Source organism: Holdemania sp. 1001095H_141210_F2, assembly GCF_015558105.1.
Lineage (GTDB): Bacteria > Bacillota_I > Bacilli_A > Erysipelotrichales > Erysipelotrichaceae > Holdemania.
Window position 1 is genome coordinate 1 of record NZ_JADNPO010000032.1, and the last position, 19,906, is coordinate 19,906.

The following is a 19,906-nucleotide window of genomic DNA, read 5'->3' on the forward strand; positions in this document are numbered from 1 at the left end:
ATACCTATTGCGCTTTTTTGCGAAAAGCCCCGCTATTTCTTCATTTTTCATCATTTCATCACAATTAAGCCCGCAGTTTCTCCAATAAAAAAGGAGCGTCTGCTCCTCATGCGTCCTCTGTCAGTTTACATTTCAGCTTGTTCAGAATTTTCTTTTCCAGCCGCGACACCTGAACCTGCGAGATTCCCATTTTTTTAGCGATCGCTTCCTGATTATATTCCAATTCATAGCGCAGGTATATCAGATACTGTTCGCGCTGTTCCAGATGCCCGATCTCCTTTTTCAGCGCCAGCTTCATCGGCACATCTTCGCCATGCCGGTCTTCGACCTTGTCTTCCAGCTTAATCGTCGAACCGTCTTTTTGATAAAACGCCTCGTCCATTGAAGCCAGAAACTGATTCGCTTCCATCGCTAACATGACGTCGTTTTCCTCCACGTCTAAATCCTCGCCGATCTCCCGGTATGTCGGTTCCCGCTGCAGCTTCTGCGCCAGCCGTTCGCGGCTTTTCTGAACCTGCAGGTAACGTTCTTTCAGCGATCGGGAAATTTTCATCTGGCCTTCGTCGCGGAAATAGCGCTTGATCTCGCCGAGAATAATCGGCACGGCATAGGTTGAGAACATCACATTATAGCTGGTATCGAAGTTGTTGATCGCCTTCATTAAGCCCAGGCATCCGATTTGAAACAAGTCCTGGGCCGAGGAGTGCGTCTTGAAGCGGTTGACGATCGACCAGACCAGTCCGACGTTGCGCAGCACACACTGTTCCCGGGCCTGTTCGTCGCCCTGCTGGGCCTGATGCAGAAGATCGAAGAATTCCTGCTGATCATTCATGAAATTGGAGCTGCTTGACAAGCCGGACGGTTGTGCCTTCGCCAGGATGAGAACAGATTTCAAATTCGTCGGAGAAGCTCTCCATAATTGTCATCCCCATTCCGGATCGTTCCAGATCCGCCCGCGTCGTGTATAATGGCTGACGGGCCAGCGTAATGTCTTCGATCCCGATGCCTGAATCCTGGACTTCGATCGTAACCCGATGGGTTTCATCATACGATACGCTGACCTGGACCTGACCTTCCTCCCGACCCTGATAACCATGAATCATACAGTTGACGACCGCTTCGGCCAGGATGGTTTTGATCTCCATGATCTCATCCACAGTCGGATTGAGCGGCATCAGAAAAGCCACGGCGCTGGTGCGGGCAAACGCCTCGTTTTCCAGCTTGGCGTCAAAGCTCAATGTCATCCGGTTCATACATGTACCTCTTTTCTATCGTTCTCCTTTTCCACCCGCATGATCTGAAAGATCCCCGACAAAGCGAACAGCCGGCGGATAGCGGGTGAGATGTTCTTTAAAATCAGCTCGCCCTGGTAGCTTTGAACCTGATTGTAGCGGGCTAATAAAAAACCGATACCGGTGCTGTCGATAAAGGTCACGTCCTTGAAATCAAATTTCACCACGGGTGCCTGGACCCGATCTATTTCACGGATTACGTCGGCCTTGATCTTGAGAATCGACAAATTGTCCAGATCCCCGCAGAAGGCGAAGATCAAAGCATCGTCCTGTTGAATGCACTTCATACTGCATCCTCCTTTCCTCTTCATTGTAATGGAAGCCCTTTTTGTTGTGGAAATATCCGCTAAAACAAGTGTTTTTACGACATTCTTTTCATAGTGCGCCGGGGTACAGGTAAATGTTTTCCAACGTAAAAAAGCCGCTGAGAAAGCAGCGGCTTCATCGGGATAGTTCATCATTTTTGCGCGTTTATCCCGGACTACGGGTCGTGTCGCGAATTGTCAGAACAACAGTTTTTTCCAGGTTTTCAAAAGAATATCAATGAAATCCAGCGGCATGATCGCCTCTTCCGCCACCAGATCCTGACCGATCTGCGTCCCATCCTCAAAATGCAGGATTACCCGGCCGACGGTTTCGCCAGCCTGAATCGGTGCTTTTTTCTTGTCCAGCACAATCTCGGTATTGATCAAGGCAGACTGAGCGCCTTTGGCGACGATGTGGCCGATCGCCTCTTTGGTGACCAGACGGACCTCGTCCGGCTTGCCGTTATCGACCTTGATCGTTGTTACCGGCGTGCCTTTTTCCATTTCGATCTGATAGCCGTAGGTGCTGAATCCATAATCCAAAAGCGCGGAAGCTTCGCTGTTGCGGACATCGCGCGTCGGCTCGCCCATCGCGACGCCGATCAGACGCAGACCGTCGCGTTTGGCCGTCACCGTGATACAGTACATCGACTGAGTCGTGTAGCCGGTCTTCAGGCCGTCCATCCCCTGATAGGTGCGAATCAGCTTGTTCGTGTTGACCAGCCAGAATTTGTTTTCCGTATCGGCCCGGATATAGTCGTCATACGTCGAGGTAAAGCGCAGGATATCGTCCTGACCTTCCTGAATCAGCGCCCGGCCGATCGCCGCCATATCCTTGGCGCAGGAGTAATGGTTATCGTCGTGCAGGCCGGTGGCATTGACGAAATGGGTTTGTTCCAAGCCCAGCTGTTCCGCTTTTTCATTCATCATTGCGGCAAAGTTCTCCTCGCTGCCGCCGACCTTTTCCGCCAGCGCGACGATCGCGTCGTTGGCGCTGGCGACCGTCGAAGCCTTATACAGGTCTTCCACCGTCATGACCTCGCCGGTTTCCAGGAAAATCTGCGAGCCACCCATCGAGGAAGCATGCGCGGAAGCCGTCACTTCGGTATCCCAGCTCAGCTTGCCGTTATGGATCGCCTCCACCACCAGAAGCAAGCTCATCATTTTGGTCATCGACGCCGGATACAGCTTCGCAGACGAATTTTTTTCATACAAAATCTGCCCAGTTTCATAGTCAATCAAGATCGCCGCTTTTGCCGACGGCGTTAAATCGACGCCCTGCGAGGTCGTCGCATGGACGGAAACGAGAAATAAGGACAGCGCAATTACGATACTGGCAAGTTTTTTCATATCGACACCTCATTAACAGTGTATGGAGAAGCGCCCAAAATATGAAAAAAGGCAGCTTGTTTTCTGCCTGATTTCTATGATTTGTTTTCTGTTGCCGGCTTGCACCAGCGATCCATCCAAGCGGTAATCTCATAAAGTCGACGTACGCGGTGGGACGGCTTGCCGATCCGGCTCAGGCCGTGGCTTTCTCCCTTAAACAGGCACATCCGGGCTTCAACGCCGTGATGCACCAGCGCGTTGTACATCTGCATGCCCTCCTGAAGCAGACAGCGGTAGTCTTCAAACGAATGGATGAACAGCGTCGGCGTTTTGGCCTTATCCGCAAACTGCAGCGGCGACTGATCCCAGACCTTCTGCACGTCGCTCCACGGGTCGGCCCCCATCTGATCATTGTCAAAGGTAAAACCGATGTCAGCATAACAGATTAAGGAAACCCAGTTGGCGATACTGCGCTGACTGGCCGCGGCCGCAAAGCGGTCCGTATGGCCGATCATCCAGTTGGTCATGTAGCCGCCGTAGCTGCCGCCGGTTACGCCGATTCGTTCAGCGTCAATCGCCGGATACGCCGCCAGAACGGCGTCGGTAAAGTTCATCAGATCGTTGTAATCGATCGTTCCATACAGCCCACGCAGCTCGGCAAACGCATTGCCCTTGCCGTTGGAGCCGCGGGGATTGCAGAACATCACGAAATATCCCTCGCTGGCCCAGAACTGCATCTCATGGAAAAATACCGGGCCATAGGCAGCCTTTGGTCCGCCGTGGATATTGAGGATTGCCGGATATTTTTGATTGGGATCATAGTCCTTCGGCTTCAGCACCCAGCCGTCAACCTGGAACTCACCCGCCGGAATGCTCAGCGGCTCCGGTTCTGCGACGTAACAATCCTTCAGCACCGCTTCGTTAAAAGCGCTCATTAGACGCAGCTCATTTGTTTTCAGATCGAAACAAACCAGCTCCGGCAGCTTCTGCCCCAGCATCGCGATCAGCCACAGCTTTTCGTCAGTCACGGCCAGCGCCTGAATGGAGCCGTCCAGCTGCATGATTGTGCGCCAGGTACCATCCGCTTTCAGACAGCGGACTTCATCGAAGGCTCCAAGCGTATGCACCATGAACAGTCCGTCCGGGCGCATCTGCGTCTGTTTTCCCGAACCGTATTGACAATCACTGCCCAGCGCGCTGCCCAAGCTTTCTTCATTTTCCGCCAACAGTTCCCGTTTTCCGGTGTGGGCGTCAAGCGTGTAGAAGAACGGATTTTCAACTGCCCCATAGCGTTTCTGATCGCTCATCGCCGCCAGAATCTGCGTACCGGACAGCCATTGAATCTCGGCAATGCTGAACTGTCCCGGCTCCAACAGGCAATGAGATTCCAGCGTGTCCAAATCCATCCGGTACAGCCCTTCCTTCGGCTGCCGGACTTTAACAAACGGCGCGCCGGAAATCACTAAATGGCCATGATCCGGGCTGATAACCGCGCGGGAAACATGAAACTGCGGCTCACACAGCGGTTTTAATTCATCCTGAGCTTCGTCATAGAGAAACAGCCGGCTGCGCAGACCGTTGGTATAACCGGCGCCGTCCTGATAGTACGGCTGTTCGCTGACGATCTGATAGTCTGCTTCCGCTTTGCGCCGCTGATGCACGGCTTCGCGATCCGCCTCGCTCATTTTCCAATAATCCGCCGCCGTCAGATCAATCTGGGCAGTCAAAACATAAAGTCCCTTTTTGACCGGAACGATCTGCCGGACTTTCAGAGGCAGCGTGAAGGCTTTGACCGCCTCCCCGCCGTCGATACGGATCCGATAAAACGACGTGGACTCCGCTTCCGGCTGCGGCTTTTCACCGCGGCTGGAAATAAACAGAAGCGTCTTTTCATCGTCCCAGACAAACAGGCTCTCATTGCCGGAGGTCAGCTGTTTCGGCTGGTCATGATCGAGCACAAACAGCTGGCCGGTATACGCATCATTTTCAATCCGCGTCCGCACCCAGGCCGGCTGACCGGCCGGCGACAGCGCCAGTGCGGAAAGAAACTGCACGCGCTGAAAATGGTCAATCGTAATTTTATTCATGCGCGTTCTCCTTTAAATAATGATCGAACCAATCGGTCATCTCGCGCAGCCGGCGCACGCGGTGATGGCGCTTGCCGATCCGGCTCAGGCCGTGGCTTTCGCCTTTAAACAGGCACATCCGCGCTTCCACCCCATGATGGACGATCGCGTTGTACATCTGCATGCCCTCCTGAATCGGACAACTGTAATCTTCAAAGGAATGGATAAAGACCGTCGGCGTTTTCACTTTATCCGCAAACTGCAGCGGCGACTGATCCCAGATTTTTAACATGCCCTTCCATGGATCGGCGTCCATCTGATCGGTATCGAAGGTGAAGCCGCAGTCGTCCGTGCCGATCATCGACACCCAGTTGGCGATGCTGCGCTGACTGGCCGCCGCCGCGAAGCGGTCGGTATGGCCGATGATCCAGTTGGTCATGTAGCCGCCGTAGCTGCCGCCGGTCACGCCCAAGCGCCGCGTATCGATCTGCGGCACACGGTCTAACACGGCGTCGGTAAAGGCCATCAGATCTTCATAGTCGATCTGCCCATAGCGGCCGCGCAGATCGGCAAACCGGTCACCCTTACCATCAGACCCAGTGGGATTGCAGAAAAAGACGATATAGCCCTGTGCCACCCAAAACTGCATTTCATGGAAGAACACCTCGCCATACGCCGTTTTCGGTCCGCCATGAATATCCAGAATCGCGGGGTAGGTGCGTTTCTCATCAAAGTCTGCCGGCTTCAGAATCCAGCCGTCCAGCTCATAACTGCCGCGGCTGACCATAAAATGCTCCGGCTTGGCGATCTCGGTTTCTGTCAACAGTTCGTCATGAAAATGCGTGAGCTGCCGGGCCGTTTTCGTTTCCGGATCCCAGCTGTAAAGCTCCTGCAGCTTCTGATCCTGTAAGCCGATCAGCCACAGCTGACCCTTGACCGTTTCAATCGCCTGAATCGCTCCCGGCCAGCTTAGTACCGCTTCGCTGCCGTGTTTATCAATCCGTAAAACCTCGTCCGCATAACGGTCCGTGTGCACGGCCAGCACGCTCTCGTCGGAAAACAGTACCTGCCGGCCGGAACCATAAATGACGTCCGTCATGACCGCGCTGGAGCCGATGTGGTTTTCCGTATCCAGCAGACAACGGATTTCACCTGTCTCAATATCCAGCTGATAGAGCTTCGGGTTTTCCGTCGTTCCAAACGTTTTATTTTCGGACGCGAAGAAAACCGCTTGCCCCTGACGCCAGCCGATCTGGCGAATCCGCATCCGCCCCTGCTCGATCAGGCATCGGCGCTGATTTGCGGCCAGATCCAGGCAGACTAAGCCATCCTGTTCCCCACGCACAACCTCAAATTTTTTCACGCTCATTAAAACCCGGCCGTCTGCAACGGTGAACTGGCTGACGGATTCGAGCGGTTCGCTCAGAGCTTCTATTTTCCCATCACACAAATTAACGCGAAACAGGCGGCTGCGGGTGCCCTCGATAAAGCCGCTGCCATCCAGCACAAACGGTGACTCCGTGACAACCTGATAGTCTTTCTCCGCCTTGCGCCGGTCCATAACGTCCTGACGTTCTTTTTCTGTCAATAACGCAAAATCTGGGCAGTCCTTGCGCACCTCCGCCGTCACTAATAGCTCCTGTTCGTTCAGCTTCTCCATCTGTTCAATCGCCAGCGGCAGACTGATCAGCGGACGGGCTTCCCCACCCCGGATATCAATCCGGTACAGATCGGTCTGTTCGCCATACGGCGAGCTGTCCTTCTGCCCCATCCGGCGCCGGGCGGAAAACAGAATCGTCTGATCATCCTCCCAAACATAATCCAAGACGCCTTCGCTGGTTAACCGTGCGGTGTGATGGCCATCGCAGAGATACAGACTTTTCGCATAGCCCTCATCGCGGCACTGACATTCAAGAAAGGCAGCGCGGCATCCATCAGGAGCTGCTTTCAGGTTCGATAAGAAATGCGCCTGATCAAAAAAATCAATCGTTACTTTATTCATAGGATTATTTCTCCTCCTGCTTACAGAAGCGGTTCATCCAGTCGGTAATTTCCTGCAGCCGGCGGATCCGGTGCAGCGGCTTGCCGCCGCGGCTGAGACCATGGCTTTCGCCTTTGAACAGGCACATCCGGGCTTCCACTCCATGATGGACAATCGCGTTGTACATCTGCATGCCCTCCTGAATCGGACAGCGGTAGTCTTCAAACGAATGGATAAACAGCGTCGGGGTAACGCATTGATCCGCGGCCTTCAACGGCGACTGGTCCCAGATCTTATTCACATCGCTCCACGGCGTGGCATCCATCTGATCGTTGCCGAAGGAGAAGCCGATGTCGGACACCATGTTTTCCGAGACCCAGTTGGAAATCGAACGCTGCGAAGCTGCGCACGCAAATCGGTTCGTATGACCGATGATCCAGTTGGTCATGTAGCCGCCGTAGCTTCCGCCGGTCACGCCTAAACGTTTCGGATCGATCTGCGGATAGGCTTTCAGCACGGCATCGGTAAACTGCATAAAATCGTCGAAATCGATCGTTCCGAATTTTCCGCGCAGATCGGCGAACGCGTCGCCGCGGCCATCAGAGCCATGGACGTTGCAGAAGAAGACGAAGTAGCCCTCGTTGGCCCACAGCTGCATTTCATGATAGAAGACCGGTCCATAGGAGCCGCGCGGCCCGCCGTGAATATCCAGAATCGCCGGATATTTTTTCGAGGGATCATAGTCCTTCGGCTCCAGCACCCAGCCCCAAAGCGGATTCGGCGTCTGCGCATAGTCGAGCCGTTTCGGCATCGCTACATAACATTCAGCCAGCGCCGCGTCGTTAAAATGCGAGCGCTGCACGCATTCCCCCGTCTTTAAGTTTGCTTCGTAAATTTCCTGCAGCTTCATGTCTTTCATCGCGATCAAATAGGCCGTATCTCCCTGCAGATCAAAACCGAAGATCGCGCCGTCAAACGGCAGCGCCTCCGTCCGGCGTCCCTGACTGTCAAAGCGAAACAGCGGCGTATGATCAGCATCGGTCATCACGGCATAGAAATCCGTGCCCGCAATCTTCTTCATCGCGCTGCCGCCAAACGCGCAGTCCGTGCCGACAGCATTGCCAAACGTCGCGTCGTTGTCGTTAAACAGCGTTCGGGCCTTGGTCTGCGGATCAATTAAATATAGTTTCGGCGTTTCACCCGCGCCATATTTTTCACCATCGCTCATTGCAGCCAGAATCGCACCGCAGTACCCCTGGGTGAAGCTGATCTTCATCTGGCCCGGTTCGATCAGGCAGTCGATCGTTTTCGTCGTGAGATCCAGCCGGTACAGCCCGTCCTTCACTTCTTTGACCGTCGTGAAATCCGCGCCCCAGAAAACAACCTGATTGGTTTCCGCTTCCAGCTCCAGTCCGGAAACCGCAAAGGTCGGCGAGGTTAGGAAATCCACGGTTCCCCGTTTCGGATCCCAGACTGCCAGGCGGCTGCGCAGTCCGTTAGTAAATCCGGCGCCGTCAAAATAATACGGTGCTTCGCTCACAATCTGATAATCCTGTTCTTCTTTTTTCTTCTTTAACAACGCCTGCTTTTCCTGTTCCGGCAGCTCAGCCATGCGGGAATAGTCAAGATGATAGCGGATCGTCAGAAGCAGCCGGCTGTCCTTCATCCGTTTAAAACCGGTGACCGTATAAGGAATCGTCATCACCTTCCGCGCTTCGCCCTGATGAATATTCAGCCGGTAAAAAACCGTGCGCTCCTCGCCCGCAGCCAGCGCTTCTTTATCCTTCGAATCCCGCAGGGAAGCAAACAACAGCGTTTCCTCATCTTCCCAGATAAAATTGGATTCGTTAAATGAAGTCAGCTGCCGGACCTGCCCGTCCTCCAGCAGCCACAGATGGTTGTCATACCCGTTGTCGCCGTTGGCCTGCGTCACCACGAAGGCCGCGGTGTTGGGTTTCGGTCCGGCTTGAAGATTAGAACAAAAGCGATATTCCGTGAATTGATCTAAGCGGATTTTTTTCATGTTTTTACCCCCAAAATATGGTATTAGTATAGCATGTTTGAGTTCGATTTTCCGCTGGTTTTCACTTTTTCTTCATTCTCTTTCAAATTCTTTCATTTTGTTACATCAACATATCAAGATTCATTCTTGATTTTTCCTCATCTTCTTCGTCTATATAAAAAACGCCGCAGAAGAGTCAGGTTCCTCACTTTCTGATGGGTAACATAAGCTCTCAGCACCGCAGCCGGTCCGACTAATTTCCAAATCAAGCAAAAAAAGACTAAGCCACAGGTCTTATTTCAAGATCCTTCCGGTTCAGTCTTCCATTTCATTAATGAGTCCTATCGCTGAATCCGCCACCCTGTTTGTTCGTCATAATGTCAGCCGCGATTTATTTTGACGTCTGCGGATGCAGATGTGTCAGGGAGCGGTCTAAATAGAGTTTCGCTTGTTGACTGTCACCTTTGTTCTCAAACATCTTGGAGATCAGAAATTCTGCTTTCGCTTTTTCTTCGCCCTCCAGCTGATCCAGTTTAGCCAGATCTTCATCCAGATCCGCGTACGAATGATCGATCATCACGGCGTAATATTTCTGTGTTTCAGCTTTTAATGCTTCCGAACAGGTCGCTAAATTCAAAAGCCGGTTGCCGTACAGCCTGACCTTCGCAATATCCGAGCGTGCGACATAATAATAGAACGCGTTGTAATATACCGCTTCCTTTTGCTTGTCATTCAGCCTGCATTGATCAAAATCAGCGAACCGCCGGTCAATCTCAGCCGGATCCTGCTTAACCAGTGCCGCGTTTAATTTCATGAAGTCAATATTAAACGGATCGAAGACAAACTGCACCGACCGTTTTTCAATTAACCGGTCAAATCGATCAAAATCCCGTGTCATCAGACAGCTTGACAGTTCTCCGGCCAGCCGGCTGCGGAGCCGTTTCGGGATGACAATGGACAATGCGAACAAAATCAGAATGACAAGGATAATCCATACTTCAAACATGACTTTTCCCGGCAAAAGAAGCTCGCTTTTGCTTTTCCTTTCCCATGAAGATTTCACGGATCAACGATCGCGACAAAATTACCGCTGTCAGCACCGTAATCCAATCGGCGCCGGGCTGCGCGTAGAAAACACCGGTCTGCCCCAGCGTCCTGGAAAGCAGAAGCAGCAGCGGAACATAGATGATTCCCTGGCGGAACAACGACAGAATCATTGACTCCCGCCCCTTTCCGGCAGCCTGCAGCGTGATCGTGAAAATATAATAAATCGAATACACCGGCAGCGACCAATTATACGCCTTCAGATACTGAGCGCCGTAGCTCTGCGCCGCCTGCCCGGTTGTAAAGACCGAAACAAACGCCGGGGCAAACAACGCGACTAATCCGATTGCGATCAGGCTATAACCCGTTAATACCTTGAGATTCCAGACGATCGCGTCCCACAGCCTTTGGTAGTCCTTCGCGCCATACGTAAATGAGGCCAGCGGCAGATAGCCGTTCGCTACGCCCTGAATAAAGAAATTGACGAAATACATCGTAAACTTGCCGACGTTGCAGCCGGCGGCGAAGTCGACGCCGTAAGTGAACACGACCTTGGTAAAAACCAGAATCGCCGCGCTGGACATCAGGTTGCGCACATAAACCGCAAAGCCGACGGAGAAGATCTCGCGGATGATCGGCCAGTCAATGTGAAAATTAAACAGCTTCCAATGCAGCGCCGTCTGTTTCGACGATAACCGCCGCAGGCATAGCGCTAACGCCGCAAACTGCGCCGCCGCGCTGGCGATCGCCGCGCCCACAACGCCCAAACCCAAGCCAAAATCAAACATTAAAAATGGATCGAGAAGGATATTCAGAAGCACGCTGAGGGCCATGACCACCATCGGATACTTCACATCGCCGACAGCCCGGAACAACTGGATGCACGCGGTATACAACGAGGTACAGACCGCGAACAGGATCATGATCAGCCCATACGCCTGCCCATAACCAAGCACAGCCGGATCCTGGGTCTGCCAGCGGAGATACGGATTTAGAAGTAACAGCGCCGCTAAGGTGAACACAACTGAAAACAGTGCTGTAAATGTGATCGTCGTGCGGACGATTTCGGCCGCTGCATCTTCCTGCTTCGCGCCTAACTGCCGGCCCAGATAGCTTGCCGCGCCAATGCCAGCCGCTTCGCCGATCTTGGAAATCAGCAGCGTCAGCGTCGCCGACAGCGAAATGGATGCCAGCATCGCCGTGTTGTTCAGCCGGCCGATAAAAAAAGAATTGATCAGCTCGTAAATCAGCGAGATAACAGAAACCATGACCGCCGGAACGGCGAGCTTGATCATCGCCGTTCCGATCTTTTCATGGGCCAGTAAATAGGTGTCAGCTTTCATGCGATCGCCTGTTTTTTCCTGCTTTCAGGCTAAGCGACCCGGTGCGTTTTCAGGAATTCCTGATTGAACACGTCGCCTTCCTTCTGTCGGTCATAAACGCAGCGGCCCTCGCTGAACGTGTACAGACAACGGTATTGATCGTCGATCACGATCAGATCCGCATCCTTTCCGGCTTCCAGCACGCCCTTGTCAGGATAGCCGTAAACCAGCGCCGGGTTACGGCTGGCCATCCGCGCCGCATATTTCATTCCGATTCCGACGTTTTCAACCAGATTCTCAATTCCTTTCAGCACCGGCATTGTCGATCCGCACAACCGCCCGGTATCCGAAAGGCAATAGCCGTCCGGCGTGATATTGACGTCCGGGAAGCCTTCCATCATCCGGAATTTTCCGACCGGCGCCCCCGACAGATTCGAGCAGTCCGACACCATCAGAAAGTGATTAAACGGATCACGCTTCATCCTGAACATCAATTCCAGCATCGCGTTGCAGATATGCTTGCCATCGCAGATCACTTCATTATAAAGCTCATCGTTCAGCAGACAGGCGCCCAATCCGCCCATGTTGCGGTGATGGATCCCGCTCATGACGTTCGCCGTGTGCGTCGAAACGGTAATGCCCCAACTGAACGCTTCGTTGGCTTCCTCCAGCATCATATTGCTGTGAGCGAAAGCCACCCGCACGCCCTCACGAGTCAAATACTCGATCGCTTCGCGGGCCTTGGGCAATTCTGGTGCGATTGCGAACAATTTCAGCTTGCCGTGCGCTTTCGCGACGTTTTGTTTCAGCTCGTCCAGATCGATATCCGGATGTCCGGTATCCACGCCCTTTTCACCGACGCGGTTAAGATATGGACCTTCGGAATGAATACCCAGCACCTTTGCGCCGTCCACGTCTTCCTCCGCTAGCTTCGCGACCGTTTCAAAGCCGGCAAAATCCGTTGTCGGCAGCACGCCGGTCACGCCCTGGGAGGCCAGTCCCTTTAAATATCCGCGCAGCTCCTTTTCGATGTCGCCTTCAAAGCCCATCGCGCCATAGCCCAGTGTTCCATGGTTATGTGTATCAATAATTCCCGGCAAAATCCGATTGTCCTGAACGTCCAAATCGACCGCTACCGGACTGTGAACATCCAGAAGCTCAACGATCTTTCCCTGCTCCAGATGCAGAATTCCGCTGACGCACCCCTGCGGTGTAACGATTCTCGTCGATTGAATATACATGATTTTCTCCCTTCTAAAACACCGTTCTCTATTTTTCAGCGTTTTTGATCAAGCCCTGCTTCATGGCTTCCGCCACGTCGTAATAATCAATGAGTTCGACATGATTTTCTTCAACGAACGCTTTCATCAGCGGCGAAGTGACGAATTCCAGATCCTTGCACCGCTCGATCGACAACGACGTCTGACTGAACAGGTCGGCGTCGACATATCCCGGATGCCCTCCGGCCAGAACATACTCGTGTTTTAAAAGCTCGTCTTGATATTTCAGGAATTTTCCTAACGGATCTTTTTTCAGCTGCGCTTGAGGGTCAAAGACTTTCGATACTGATGCGTTGGTTTTCTCGTCTTCCTCCTCCGGCAGTGAGAAGGTCGTAAACGCCATCTGCATAAAATCAAAGGCAAACGGCAGGTCTTCATCCTCAGCGACCTTACGCATCGCTTTGAGCATCGTTTCCGCAACAATCGAATGGCCGTTTAAATAGCCTGGCTTGCGCCCGGTCAGCTCGATAAAACGGTCATACTGCGCTTTGATCTCCGTATAGACTTCGTCGTAAGGGAATAATTCCGCGCGGCCTTCCTCACTTTGCCAGCGGGGATCATGAATCCGAATATTCGAGCGGATCAGGCGTCCTTTTTCATCGACGAGATGCGGAATTTTTTCGGCCGGCGCACAGGATGGCCCGGCGACGAGATTAAAGTCGATACCGAAGCAGAAATCGGGTCTTTCCTTGATGAACTGCGCGGCCCACGGCGCGATTTCCATATTGGTAAACATCCCGGTGCATGTCAGGATGCCGTTGTCGATCGCTTCAATAATGCCATAGGTAACACCTTTGGTAAAACCGTAATCGTCGCCCTGAACTAATAATTTCATCGTTTTCTTCCTCCTAAATTAAATCGGCATAGCTGATCAGCTCAACCTGGTGTTCCTTAATCCATTGCTTCAACACCGGCGAAAGAACCATTTCCAAATCCCGGCAGCGCTCGATTGACAGTGAGGTCTGGCTGAAAAGAGCCGCGTCGACATAGCCTGGATGACCGCCCGCAAACACATATTCGTGCTTCAGATAGTCATCGGCGTGATCCATAAAATACTGCAACGGATTGCGGTTCACCTGGCGGGCCGGATCAAAGATTTTCTTCGTCGTCGCTTCATTGCCGCCAATATCTACCGCCCAGGCAAAATGAAACTGTTCGAGAATATCGTTGGTATACGGCAGCGCTTCTTCTCTGGCCAGCTGCCGGATCGCCGCCGTCAGATTTTCATGGTTGATGGAATGACCATTGAGATAGCCCGGCTTTTTTCCAACCAGCTTTACATAGCGGTCAAACTGGGCACGGATTTCCAAATAACATTCTTCAAACGGAAACATCGCGCGCCGACCAGCTTCGCTCTGCCAGCGCGGATCCCGGACCGTTATGCCGGAGCGGATGAAGTTTCCGGCGGCGTCGACAAAATGCGGGATTTGGCGCGGATCCGCACAGCACGGCCCGGTCACCAGATTGAAGTCAATACCCCAGCAAAAATCCGGCCGGGCGCGCATCTGCGCGGCCGCCCATTCCGCATCCGGCATATTGGCAAATAAGCCGCTGCAGGTTAATACGCCATGGTCGATGCCTTCCAGCATCCCCAACGTCACGCCTTTGGTGAAACCATAATCGTCGCCTTGAACAAGTAATTTCATAAGGCTATGCCTCCTTCTCTTCTATTGTAAATCCAAGTCATTTAAAATCCGAGCTGAACTGCAAACAATTTTCTGTTTTTCACAGTTATAGCGGCGTTAAAGAAAACAACAGAGCGGCTGGGAAAATCGCGAATTGTCCATTCCTTTTTCCGCGGCGCGCTCCGTTATGCCAACTTAAAAGATATGAATTAAAGCGCCGACTAAACCGATGACCATCGTCAATAAAATCAGGTTGATCGGTTTCCAGCCTTTTTTGATCAGCGCGACATAGCCGAATAACAGCGCGATGCTCATAAAGCCCGGGAAAATCGCATCGAGCACCGGCGCGACTTCCAACGTTGCCGGGCCGATATGCAGGATCAGGTTCAGCGGAACATACACCATCTGTGCCGTCATCGCGCCGACCATCATAATCCCTAAAATTGAAGCCGCCTTGGTAAAGCTGGCCATCAAGCCGGTGCTGAACATCATGTCGATAAACGCCGTACCATAGGTGTAGCCCAGCCGGCAGAACCACATTTTAACTACCGACTGCGGCACGCCGTAAATCAGGATAAACATTACCATGCCCAGAATATTCCCCTGCTGAGCCAAGCCGATGCCGATACCGGCGGCGATGATGCGCAGGCAGTTAAAGAACAAGTTGTCAAACATCCCCGCGGTTGGTCCCATCAGCGCGGACTTGACGCTGGAGATCGTTTCTCCGTCGACCGAGCCTTTTTCCTTCTTTTCCTTTTCCATCGCCCAGGCCAGGCCGACGATGAAGGAGAACGGGACGGCGTGGGTGTTAAAGAACTGTTGATGACGGGTATAGGCTTCTTTTTTCCCTTCCGGATCATCTTTATAAATTTCTTCGATCGCCGGAATTAACGAGAATGTAAAACCATTGCCTTCCATATTGACCATCGTAGCGGCCAAGAAGCACGTATGTGAGCGGATCTCCACCTTGCGGAGCAGCTTTTTTTCATCAGCGCTGATCATCATGTTTTTCATCAGAAAAATTCCTCCTCCTCTTTGCTTTCCGGTTTTCCTTTATTTTCAATAATTTTCTTTTCCAGCAGGAAAATCGTAATCGCCACAGCGGCGCCGATCACGGCGACAGCCACGGTATCCAGACTGACGTATTTGACTAAAACGAAGCCGACGAAAAACCAGATGACCGTCTCTTTATTCATGATCTGCGACGTCAGGATCGCAAAGCCAACCGCCAGCGCCATTGAGCTGACCGCGCCCAAGCCGGTCATGACCCATGCCGGCAGCGAAGCAATCGCCAGCTGCAGCGCATCGACGCCGAAGTAAATGCAGCCGAACAGAATGACCGTGTTGATCAATGGCGAAATAAACGTAAAGACCCAGACTGCGATTTCATACTGCTTGATTTTATTATCCTGCAGCAGTTTTGTAAAAAAGCCCTGAATCGGTGAGAACAACCCGTACGGAAGCATCGTGACGGACGCTAAGACCGTACCGATCGGCATCGCGATCGCCACGGCTGATTCGATATCGGCGCCGGTCAGAATGACGAACGCCGTAGCGACATAGCTGGTCGTCGTCGCGTCGGCCGGAATCGAACCGCCGATTGCCGAAATGCCCATGAACAACGATTCCAGCGAAGCGCCAAGAATACAGCCGGTCGTCACATCGCCTAAAAGAATGCCGACCAGCGGACAGACGACGATTGGCCGCGTCAGAGCCTGCCAGCCCAGCGCCGCAGTATCTAAAATTCCTAAAAGCCAGTAAAGAAGGCTGAGTTTTAATGCAGCGATTAACATTATAATTGATTCCCCTTTTCTATTTTTTCAAAATTGACGAAACCTTGATCGCGGAAACGTCCGGCGTTACCTGCAGAACGAAATCCTCGACTTTCTCGTTGACTTTCGCAAGAATCGCTTTTTCATCTTCCGATAACGCGACAAACTGAGAGACCATTTCCCGCTGCTTGCCATCGCTGGCTTCCAGCAAACCCCAGTTTCCGATATTCACGCGATGAATCCCCTCGACCTGTTCCACGACGGTAAGCAGATCCTGAGGATTGGCGACAATCAACAGGATATCGTGAGCGGACGCCTTCGGATTGTGCAGCAGCTCGACCGCGTCCTTAACCGTTTTTACGGCGACCTTGATATTGCCCGGCGCGGCCATCAACAGCGATTTGGCGATAATCGGATTGGAACCGGCCTGATCGTTGGCGACGATAATCCGGTCAACAGGAACCACCCGCGACCATTTCGTCACAATCTGTCCATGAATCATCCGATCATCCAGACGGCATAATTTAATCATTGTTCTTCCTCTTTTCTTTCAAAAAAATTCTCCTTCATCCCCAGCCGGAACTCCCTCGTCTTGGTCATAGAGCACGACGCGCTGCATCTGCCGGGATTGTTCCGTTAATGCCCGCAAAGAGTTCAGCGTCACGTCTTCCTGCATGCACAGCTCCAGCACCAGCGCCAGATTTACGCCCGCGATCAAAAACGTATGCGGCCGGTCTAAGTATAAATACATCTTTTGATTGACGCTGCCGCCGTATAAATCGGAAAGCATGACGACGGTTTCTCCCTCCGGCACTGAAGCAAAATACGCCTTGAGCTCCTCGTCGATATTCCGGCCGTCCACATAGGCGTCCAATACCGTCAGCGAAGTCTGGGGCCCCGCCAGAATTTCAATAGCTGTGGCCATCCCGCTGGCCAGATGTCCGTGCGATCCCAATAATAACCGCAATGAATCCACTCCTCTCACTCGAAAATGTAAGCGCTTAACGTTTCCTGAATTCATTCTACTTTTCCATTACTCCGGATGCCATCCGTTCTTTTTCACATAGTTAATGGAAATTTCAGTTTTTCCATTATAAATACTGGAAAAAATTAACACGGAAAAGGTTACAGCATGTTCGCTATAATGGATAAGAATACAAGTGCGGATCCATTTCAATGATCAGGGTTAACCTGCGCTTGAGGTGAAAGGGCGGAATTATGAATAATCGTCAGTTAAGAATACTTTATTATTTTTTCAGCAATGCCACGCCCTGTAAATCCGGCGACATCGCCCGGGAATTGAAATTAAGCTCGCGCACGATCCGCGACACCATCAAAGAAATGCAGCCGGCCTGTCAGGAAAACGGTTTTTCCATTCATTCGCGCAGAAACTACGGATTCGAGATTCAGATCGAGGATGAACAACTCTATCAAGCGTTCGCCGATCAGATCAACGTTACCTGCACGGTGCTCAACCAGATTAAATACAACGAAAATGAAAGCTTTCTCTTTATCGCGCGAAAGCTGGCGGCGATCGACGATTGGATTAAAATCGACGATCTGGCGGAAGAACTCAATTTTTCCCGCAGCGCTTTAAGCCCGGTTATCTCAGATATCACAACGTATTTCCGAAATCATCAGCTGACGATCCTGCATAAAAAAGGCAAAGGCATCAAGCTGACTGGATCGGAAATCAACTACCGTATGGCAATCATCCAGCTGATCGGACCACTGCATCACCAGACCCTAATTCAAAAAGATGAAACGGCGTATAACCAATTCGTCTATTGCGATCGGGATTTATTTTTAGCGATCCGCCGGGAATTCAAAATTTTTATTTCCGGCAGCGGAATCCACTTTACCGACGCAATGTTTATCTGGCTGTCATTTTATCTGATTGTACTCATGAATCGGCGCAAGCATGGTTATTCGATTGAGGCCAGTCCGGCCTTTGATTTTTTAAATCAAACGGCGTTTTTCCAGCCGGCTGCCGCGCTTTTTGAGCATCTCAGTCAAAGCTTTCCCAGCGATTTCAATGTGGATATCAACGAAGTTTATCAGTTTGCGGCATTGATGATGAGCAGAGCGGATATCAGCGACGCCCGCCGTTTTTTACGCTCAGTCGAAGCTTCGCCAATCGCTGAAACTTTTAGACAGATCAGCGAAGATTGCCGCCGCTTTTTAATTCGTCAATTTAATCTGCGGCTGACAGACAATCCAACTTTCTGCAATGAATTTCAACTCCATTTAGCGCAGATCATGATTAAACATTATTTCCATTTTGAAACAAAAATTACCTTCGGCGGCGTCATCACCAATAAATTTTCCCTCGTTTCCCCTTTAGTCACTTATCTTGGTTTTGAAGTTGCTTCACATCTGGAAAGTAAATGGCGCTTATCGCTATCCGGTGACGATTATTTTCGATTTATTAACTTCTTCATGACCTTACTGGCGTCGATTCCGGTTCCCATTCGAAAGAAACGCCTTCTGATCACCTCTGGCGCGGGGTTATCCTATTCCAGGTTTATCGGAAAACTGATCACAAATGAATTCGGTGCGTATATTGAAACTATCCGAGTATGCGAGTTTTATGAAATCCGGCATCTGAACTCTGCTGACTATGATATGATCATTACGAACTTTGATTTCAGTACCCTGCCGCAGTTTTATTCCTATGATCTGCCCTATTATCGGGTTAATTTTGAAGAAAGAGACGCCGAAACCCAGCTGAATTTAACTCAGGCATTTTCCGATATTTTTTTGATTGATGATTATTTCATCCGGGATGAAACCATTGCCTTCTATGAAACCATTCAATTTTCCAGTCTCTTGCAGATTTATCAGTTCATCGTTTATAAAAATTGCCGCACACCTAAAAAATTTCAGCGATTGATCGACGAATTTCAAAAAATAGAGACCACGATCGATTTCAAGATTGTCAACGGTACGTTGTTATTAATGGGAAATAAGAAAGATTATGGCCGAGAAGGCATCGACGTCTTTCTTTCCGACGGCAAACTCAGCCACAAAGGGAATAAAATTTCTGCCGTCATTTTCTGCACACTGGATTTTTCATCCTTGCTGAAGCTTCGGATTGCCGAGATCTATTTGATGCAGCTGCTGAGCCATTGCGACATTGGGACGCTGAAAAAAGAAAAGAATGCCTATCTGAAAAAGTTGACCTGCGAGATCTTGATTCGATTCCGGTCGATTTAAGGAAATGCCTCCTTGGATTGTGACTAAACCGGGAATATTCCATCTTTTCCAAAAGAAAACCGAGGAATTTCTCCCTCGGCAGTTTCCTTTATTTCTCTGTCTTCCGATTCATTCTATCCCATTCTTCCAGCACAAAACCGTCTTCCCGGGTTTGCTTGCGGCAATCCCATTCCTGCGGATCCCACGTTGGAAAGAACGTATCACAGTTATAGCAGCCAGCCATCCGGCTTAACCGCAAATGAGCGGCATAGGGCAGCCACAAAGCGTAGATTTCCCCACCCCCGCCGATCACCAGCTCGTCATATTCCGGGTGTGCCTCCATCCAGGCCAGCGCTTCTTTAACCGAACGAACGATGGGAAAGTCCGGATCCTCCATTACTCGGCTTTGGATGATCAGCTGCCGTCCCGCAAGCTTGCGGCGCAGCGGCTCGGCCGTCTTCCGGCCCATCAGCAGCGGTTTTCCCATCGTATACGCCTGAAACTGCCGCAGATCCGCCGGGCAATGCCACGGCATTCGGCCAGCTTTACCCAAGCCGCCAGCTTCATCCAGTGCGGCGATCATCGTGATTTTCATGCCCGTTCCTCCCTTTTCTTGAATGCCTGTTCCACTCTGTACGCATTAGCATGCCTCATAAAGAAAGCCAGGTTCATTGACAGGCCTGGCTTTGTTAT

Annotated in this window: 18 protein-coding genes; 1 reads left to right on the forward strand and 17 read right to left on the reverse strand. The window is 51.5% G+C overall.

Annotation, left to right across the window (positions count from 1 at the left end):
* Positions 1-106: 106 nt before the first annotated feature.
* The 16 genes from I2G61_RS13965 to I2G61_RS14040 form a co-directional block, all read right to left on the reverse strand.
* Entirely contained in the window at positions 107-832 is a 726-nt protein-coding gene (locus tag I2G61_RS13965) for a SigB/SigF/SigG family RNA polymerase sigma factor (protein WP_072684513.1), read from the reverse strand.
* Entirely contained in the window at positions 825-1,253 is a 429-nt protein-coding gene (gene spoIIAB / locus I2G61_RS13970) for an anti-sigma F factor (RefSeq protein WP_072684514.1), read from the reverse strand. Before spoIIAB ends, I2G61_RS13965 begins: the two co-directional genes overlap by 8 nt.
* Complete coding sequence (locus I2G61_RS13975; RefSeq protein WP_072684515.1) at positions 1,250-1,579, reverse strand: STAS domain-containing protein; 330 nt, start codon at positions 1,577-1,579, stop codon at positions 1,250-1,252. Before I2G61_RS13975 ends, spoIIAB begins: the two co-directional genes overlap by 4 nt.
* A 216-nt stretch (positions 1,580-1,795) precedes the next feature.
* Positions 1,796-2,947 carry a D-alanyl-D-alanine carboxypeptidase family protein gene (locus I2G61_RS13980; protein ID WP_006060607.1) on the reverse strand — a complete coding sequence of 384 codons (1,152 nt, stop codon included), beginning with the start codon at positions 2,945-2,947 and terminating at the stop codon, positions 1,796-1,798.
* Positions 2,948-3,021: 74 nt separating this feature from the next.
* Positions 3,022-5,013 carry a S9 family peptidase gene (locus I2G61_RS13985; protein ID WP_072684516.1) on the reverse strand — a complete coding sequence of 664 codons (1,992 nt, stop codon included), beginning with the start codon at positions 5,011-5,013 and terminating at the stop codon, positions 3,022-3,024.
* Positions 5,006-6,994 carry a S9 family peptidase gene (locus I2G61_RS13990; RefSeq protein ID WP_072684517.1) on the reverse strand — a complete coding sequence of 663 codons (1,989 nt, stop codon included), beginning with the start codon at positions 6,992-6,994 and terminating at the stop codon, positions 5,006-5,008. The genes I2G61_RS13985 and I2G61_RS13990 overlap by 8 nt, the downstream gene beginning before the upstream one ends.
* A gap of 4 nt (positions 6,995-6,998) precedes the next feature.
* Positions 6,999-8,996, reverse strand: a complete 1,998-nt coding sequence (locus I2G61_RS13995; RefSeq protein WP_072684518.1) for a S9 family peptidase — start codon at positions 8,994-8,996, stop codon at positions 6,999-7,001.
* Positions 8,997-9,366: 370 nt separating this feature from the next.
* Complete coding sequence (locus I2G61_RS14000; protein WP_072684519.1) at positions 9,367-9,981, reverse strand: hypothetical protein; 615 nt, start codon at positions 9,979-9,981, stop codon at positions 9,367-9,369.
* Entirely contained in the window at positions 9,974-11,362 is a 1,389-nt protein-coding gene (locus I2G61_RS14005; RefSeq protein ID WP_195548369.1) for an MATE family efflux transporter, read from the reverse strand. Before I2G61_RS14005 ends, I2G61_RS14000 begins: the two co-directional genes overlap by 8 nt.
* Before the next feature lie 29 nt (positions 11,363-11,391).
* Entirely contained in the window at positions 11,392-12,582 is a 1,191-nt protein-coding gene (locus I2G61_RS14010) for an N-acetylglucosamine-6-phosphate deacetylase (protein WP_195548370.1), read from the reverse strand.
* 28 nt (positions 12,583-12,610) lie between these two features.
* Positions 12,611-13,456, reverse strand: coding sequence for a ChbG/HpnK family deacetylase (locus tag I2G61_RS14015; protein ID WP_195548371.1), 846 nt, complete (start codon positions 13,454-13,456; stop codon positions 12,611-12,613).
* A gap of 13 nt (positions 13,457-13,469) precedes the next feature.
* On the reverse strand, positions 13,470-14,267 hold the full coding sequence (locus I2G61_RS14020) for a ChbG/HpnK family deacetylase (protein ID WP_195548372.1): 798 nt from the start codon (positions 14,265-14,267) through the stop codon (positions 13,470-13,472).
* Positions 14,268-14,441: 174 nt separating this feature from the next.
* Positions 14,442-15,260 (reverse strand): PTS system mannose/fructose/sorbose family transporter subunit IID, encoded by an 819-nt coding sequence (locus I2G61_RS14025; protein WP_117896078.1) that lies wholly within the window; start codon positions 15,258-15,260, stop codon positions 14,442-14,444.
* A complete protein-coding gene (locus I2G61_RS14030; RefSeq protein WP_117896079.1) occupies positions 15,260-16,039 on the reverse strand; it encodes a PTS sugar transporter subunit IIC in 780 nt (259 codons plus the stop codon). The genes I2G61_RS14025 and I2G61_RS14030 overlap by 1 nt, the downstream gene beginning before the upstream one ends.
* Positions 16,040-16,058: 19 nt before the next feature.
* Positions 16,059-16,550, reverse strand: a complete 492-nt coding sequence (locus I2G61_RS14035) for a PTS sugar transporter subunit IIB (protein ID WP_072684526.1) — start codon at positions 16,548-16,550, stop codon at positions 16,059-16,061.
* Between the two features lie 18 nt (positions 16,551-16,568).
* The gene (locus I2G61_RS14040) at positions 16,569-16,985 is read right to left on the reverse strand and encodes a PTS sugar transporter subunit IIA (RefSeq protein WP_195548373.1); all 417 of its coding nucleotides are present in this window, start codon (positions 16,983-16,985) and stop codon (positions 16,569-16,571) included.
* 251 nt (positions 16,986-17,236) lie between these two features.
* On the opposite strand from I2G61_RS14040, the gene I2G61_RS14045 reads away from it, so the two are divergent.
* The gene (locus I2G61_RS14045; protein ID WP_195548374.1) at positions 17,237-19,234 is read left to right on the forward strand and encodes an HTH domain-containing protein; all 1,998 of its coding nucleotides are present in this window, start codon (positions 17,237-17,239) and stop codon (positions 19,232-19,234) included.
* Between the two features lie 88 nt (positions 19,235-19,322).
* On the opposite strand, the gene I2G61_RS14050 is transcribed toward I2G61_RS14045, so the two are convergent.
* Positions 19,323-19,808 carry a dihydrofolate reductase gene (locus I2G61_RS14050; protein WP_072684529.1) on the reverse strand — a complete coding sequence of 162 codons (486 nt, stop codon included), beginning with the start codon at positions 19,806-19,808 and terminating at the stop codon, positions 19,323-19,325.
* Positions 19,809-19,906: the final 98 nt, after the last annotated feature.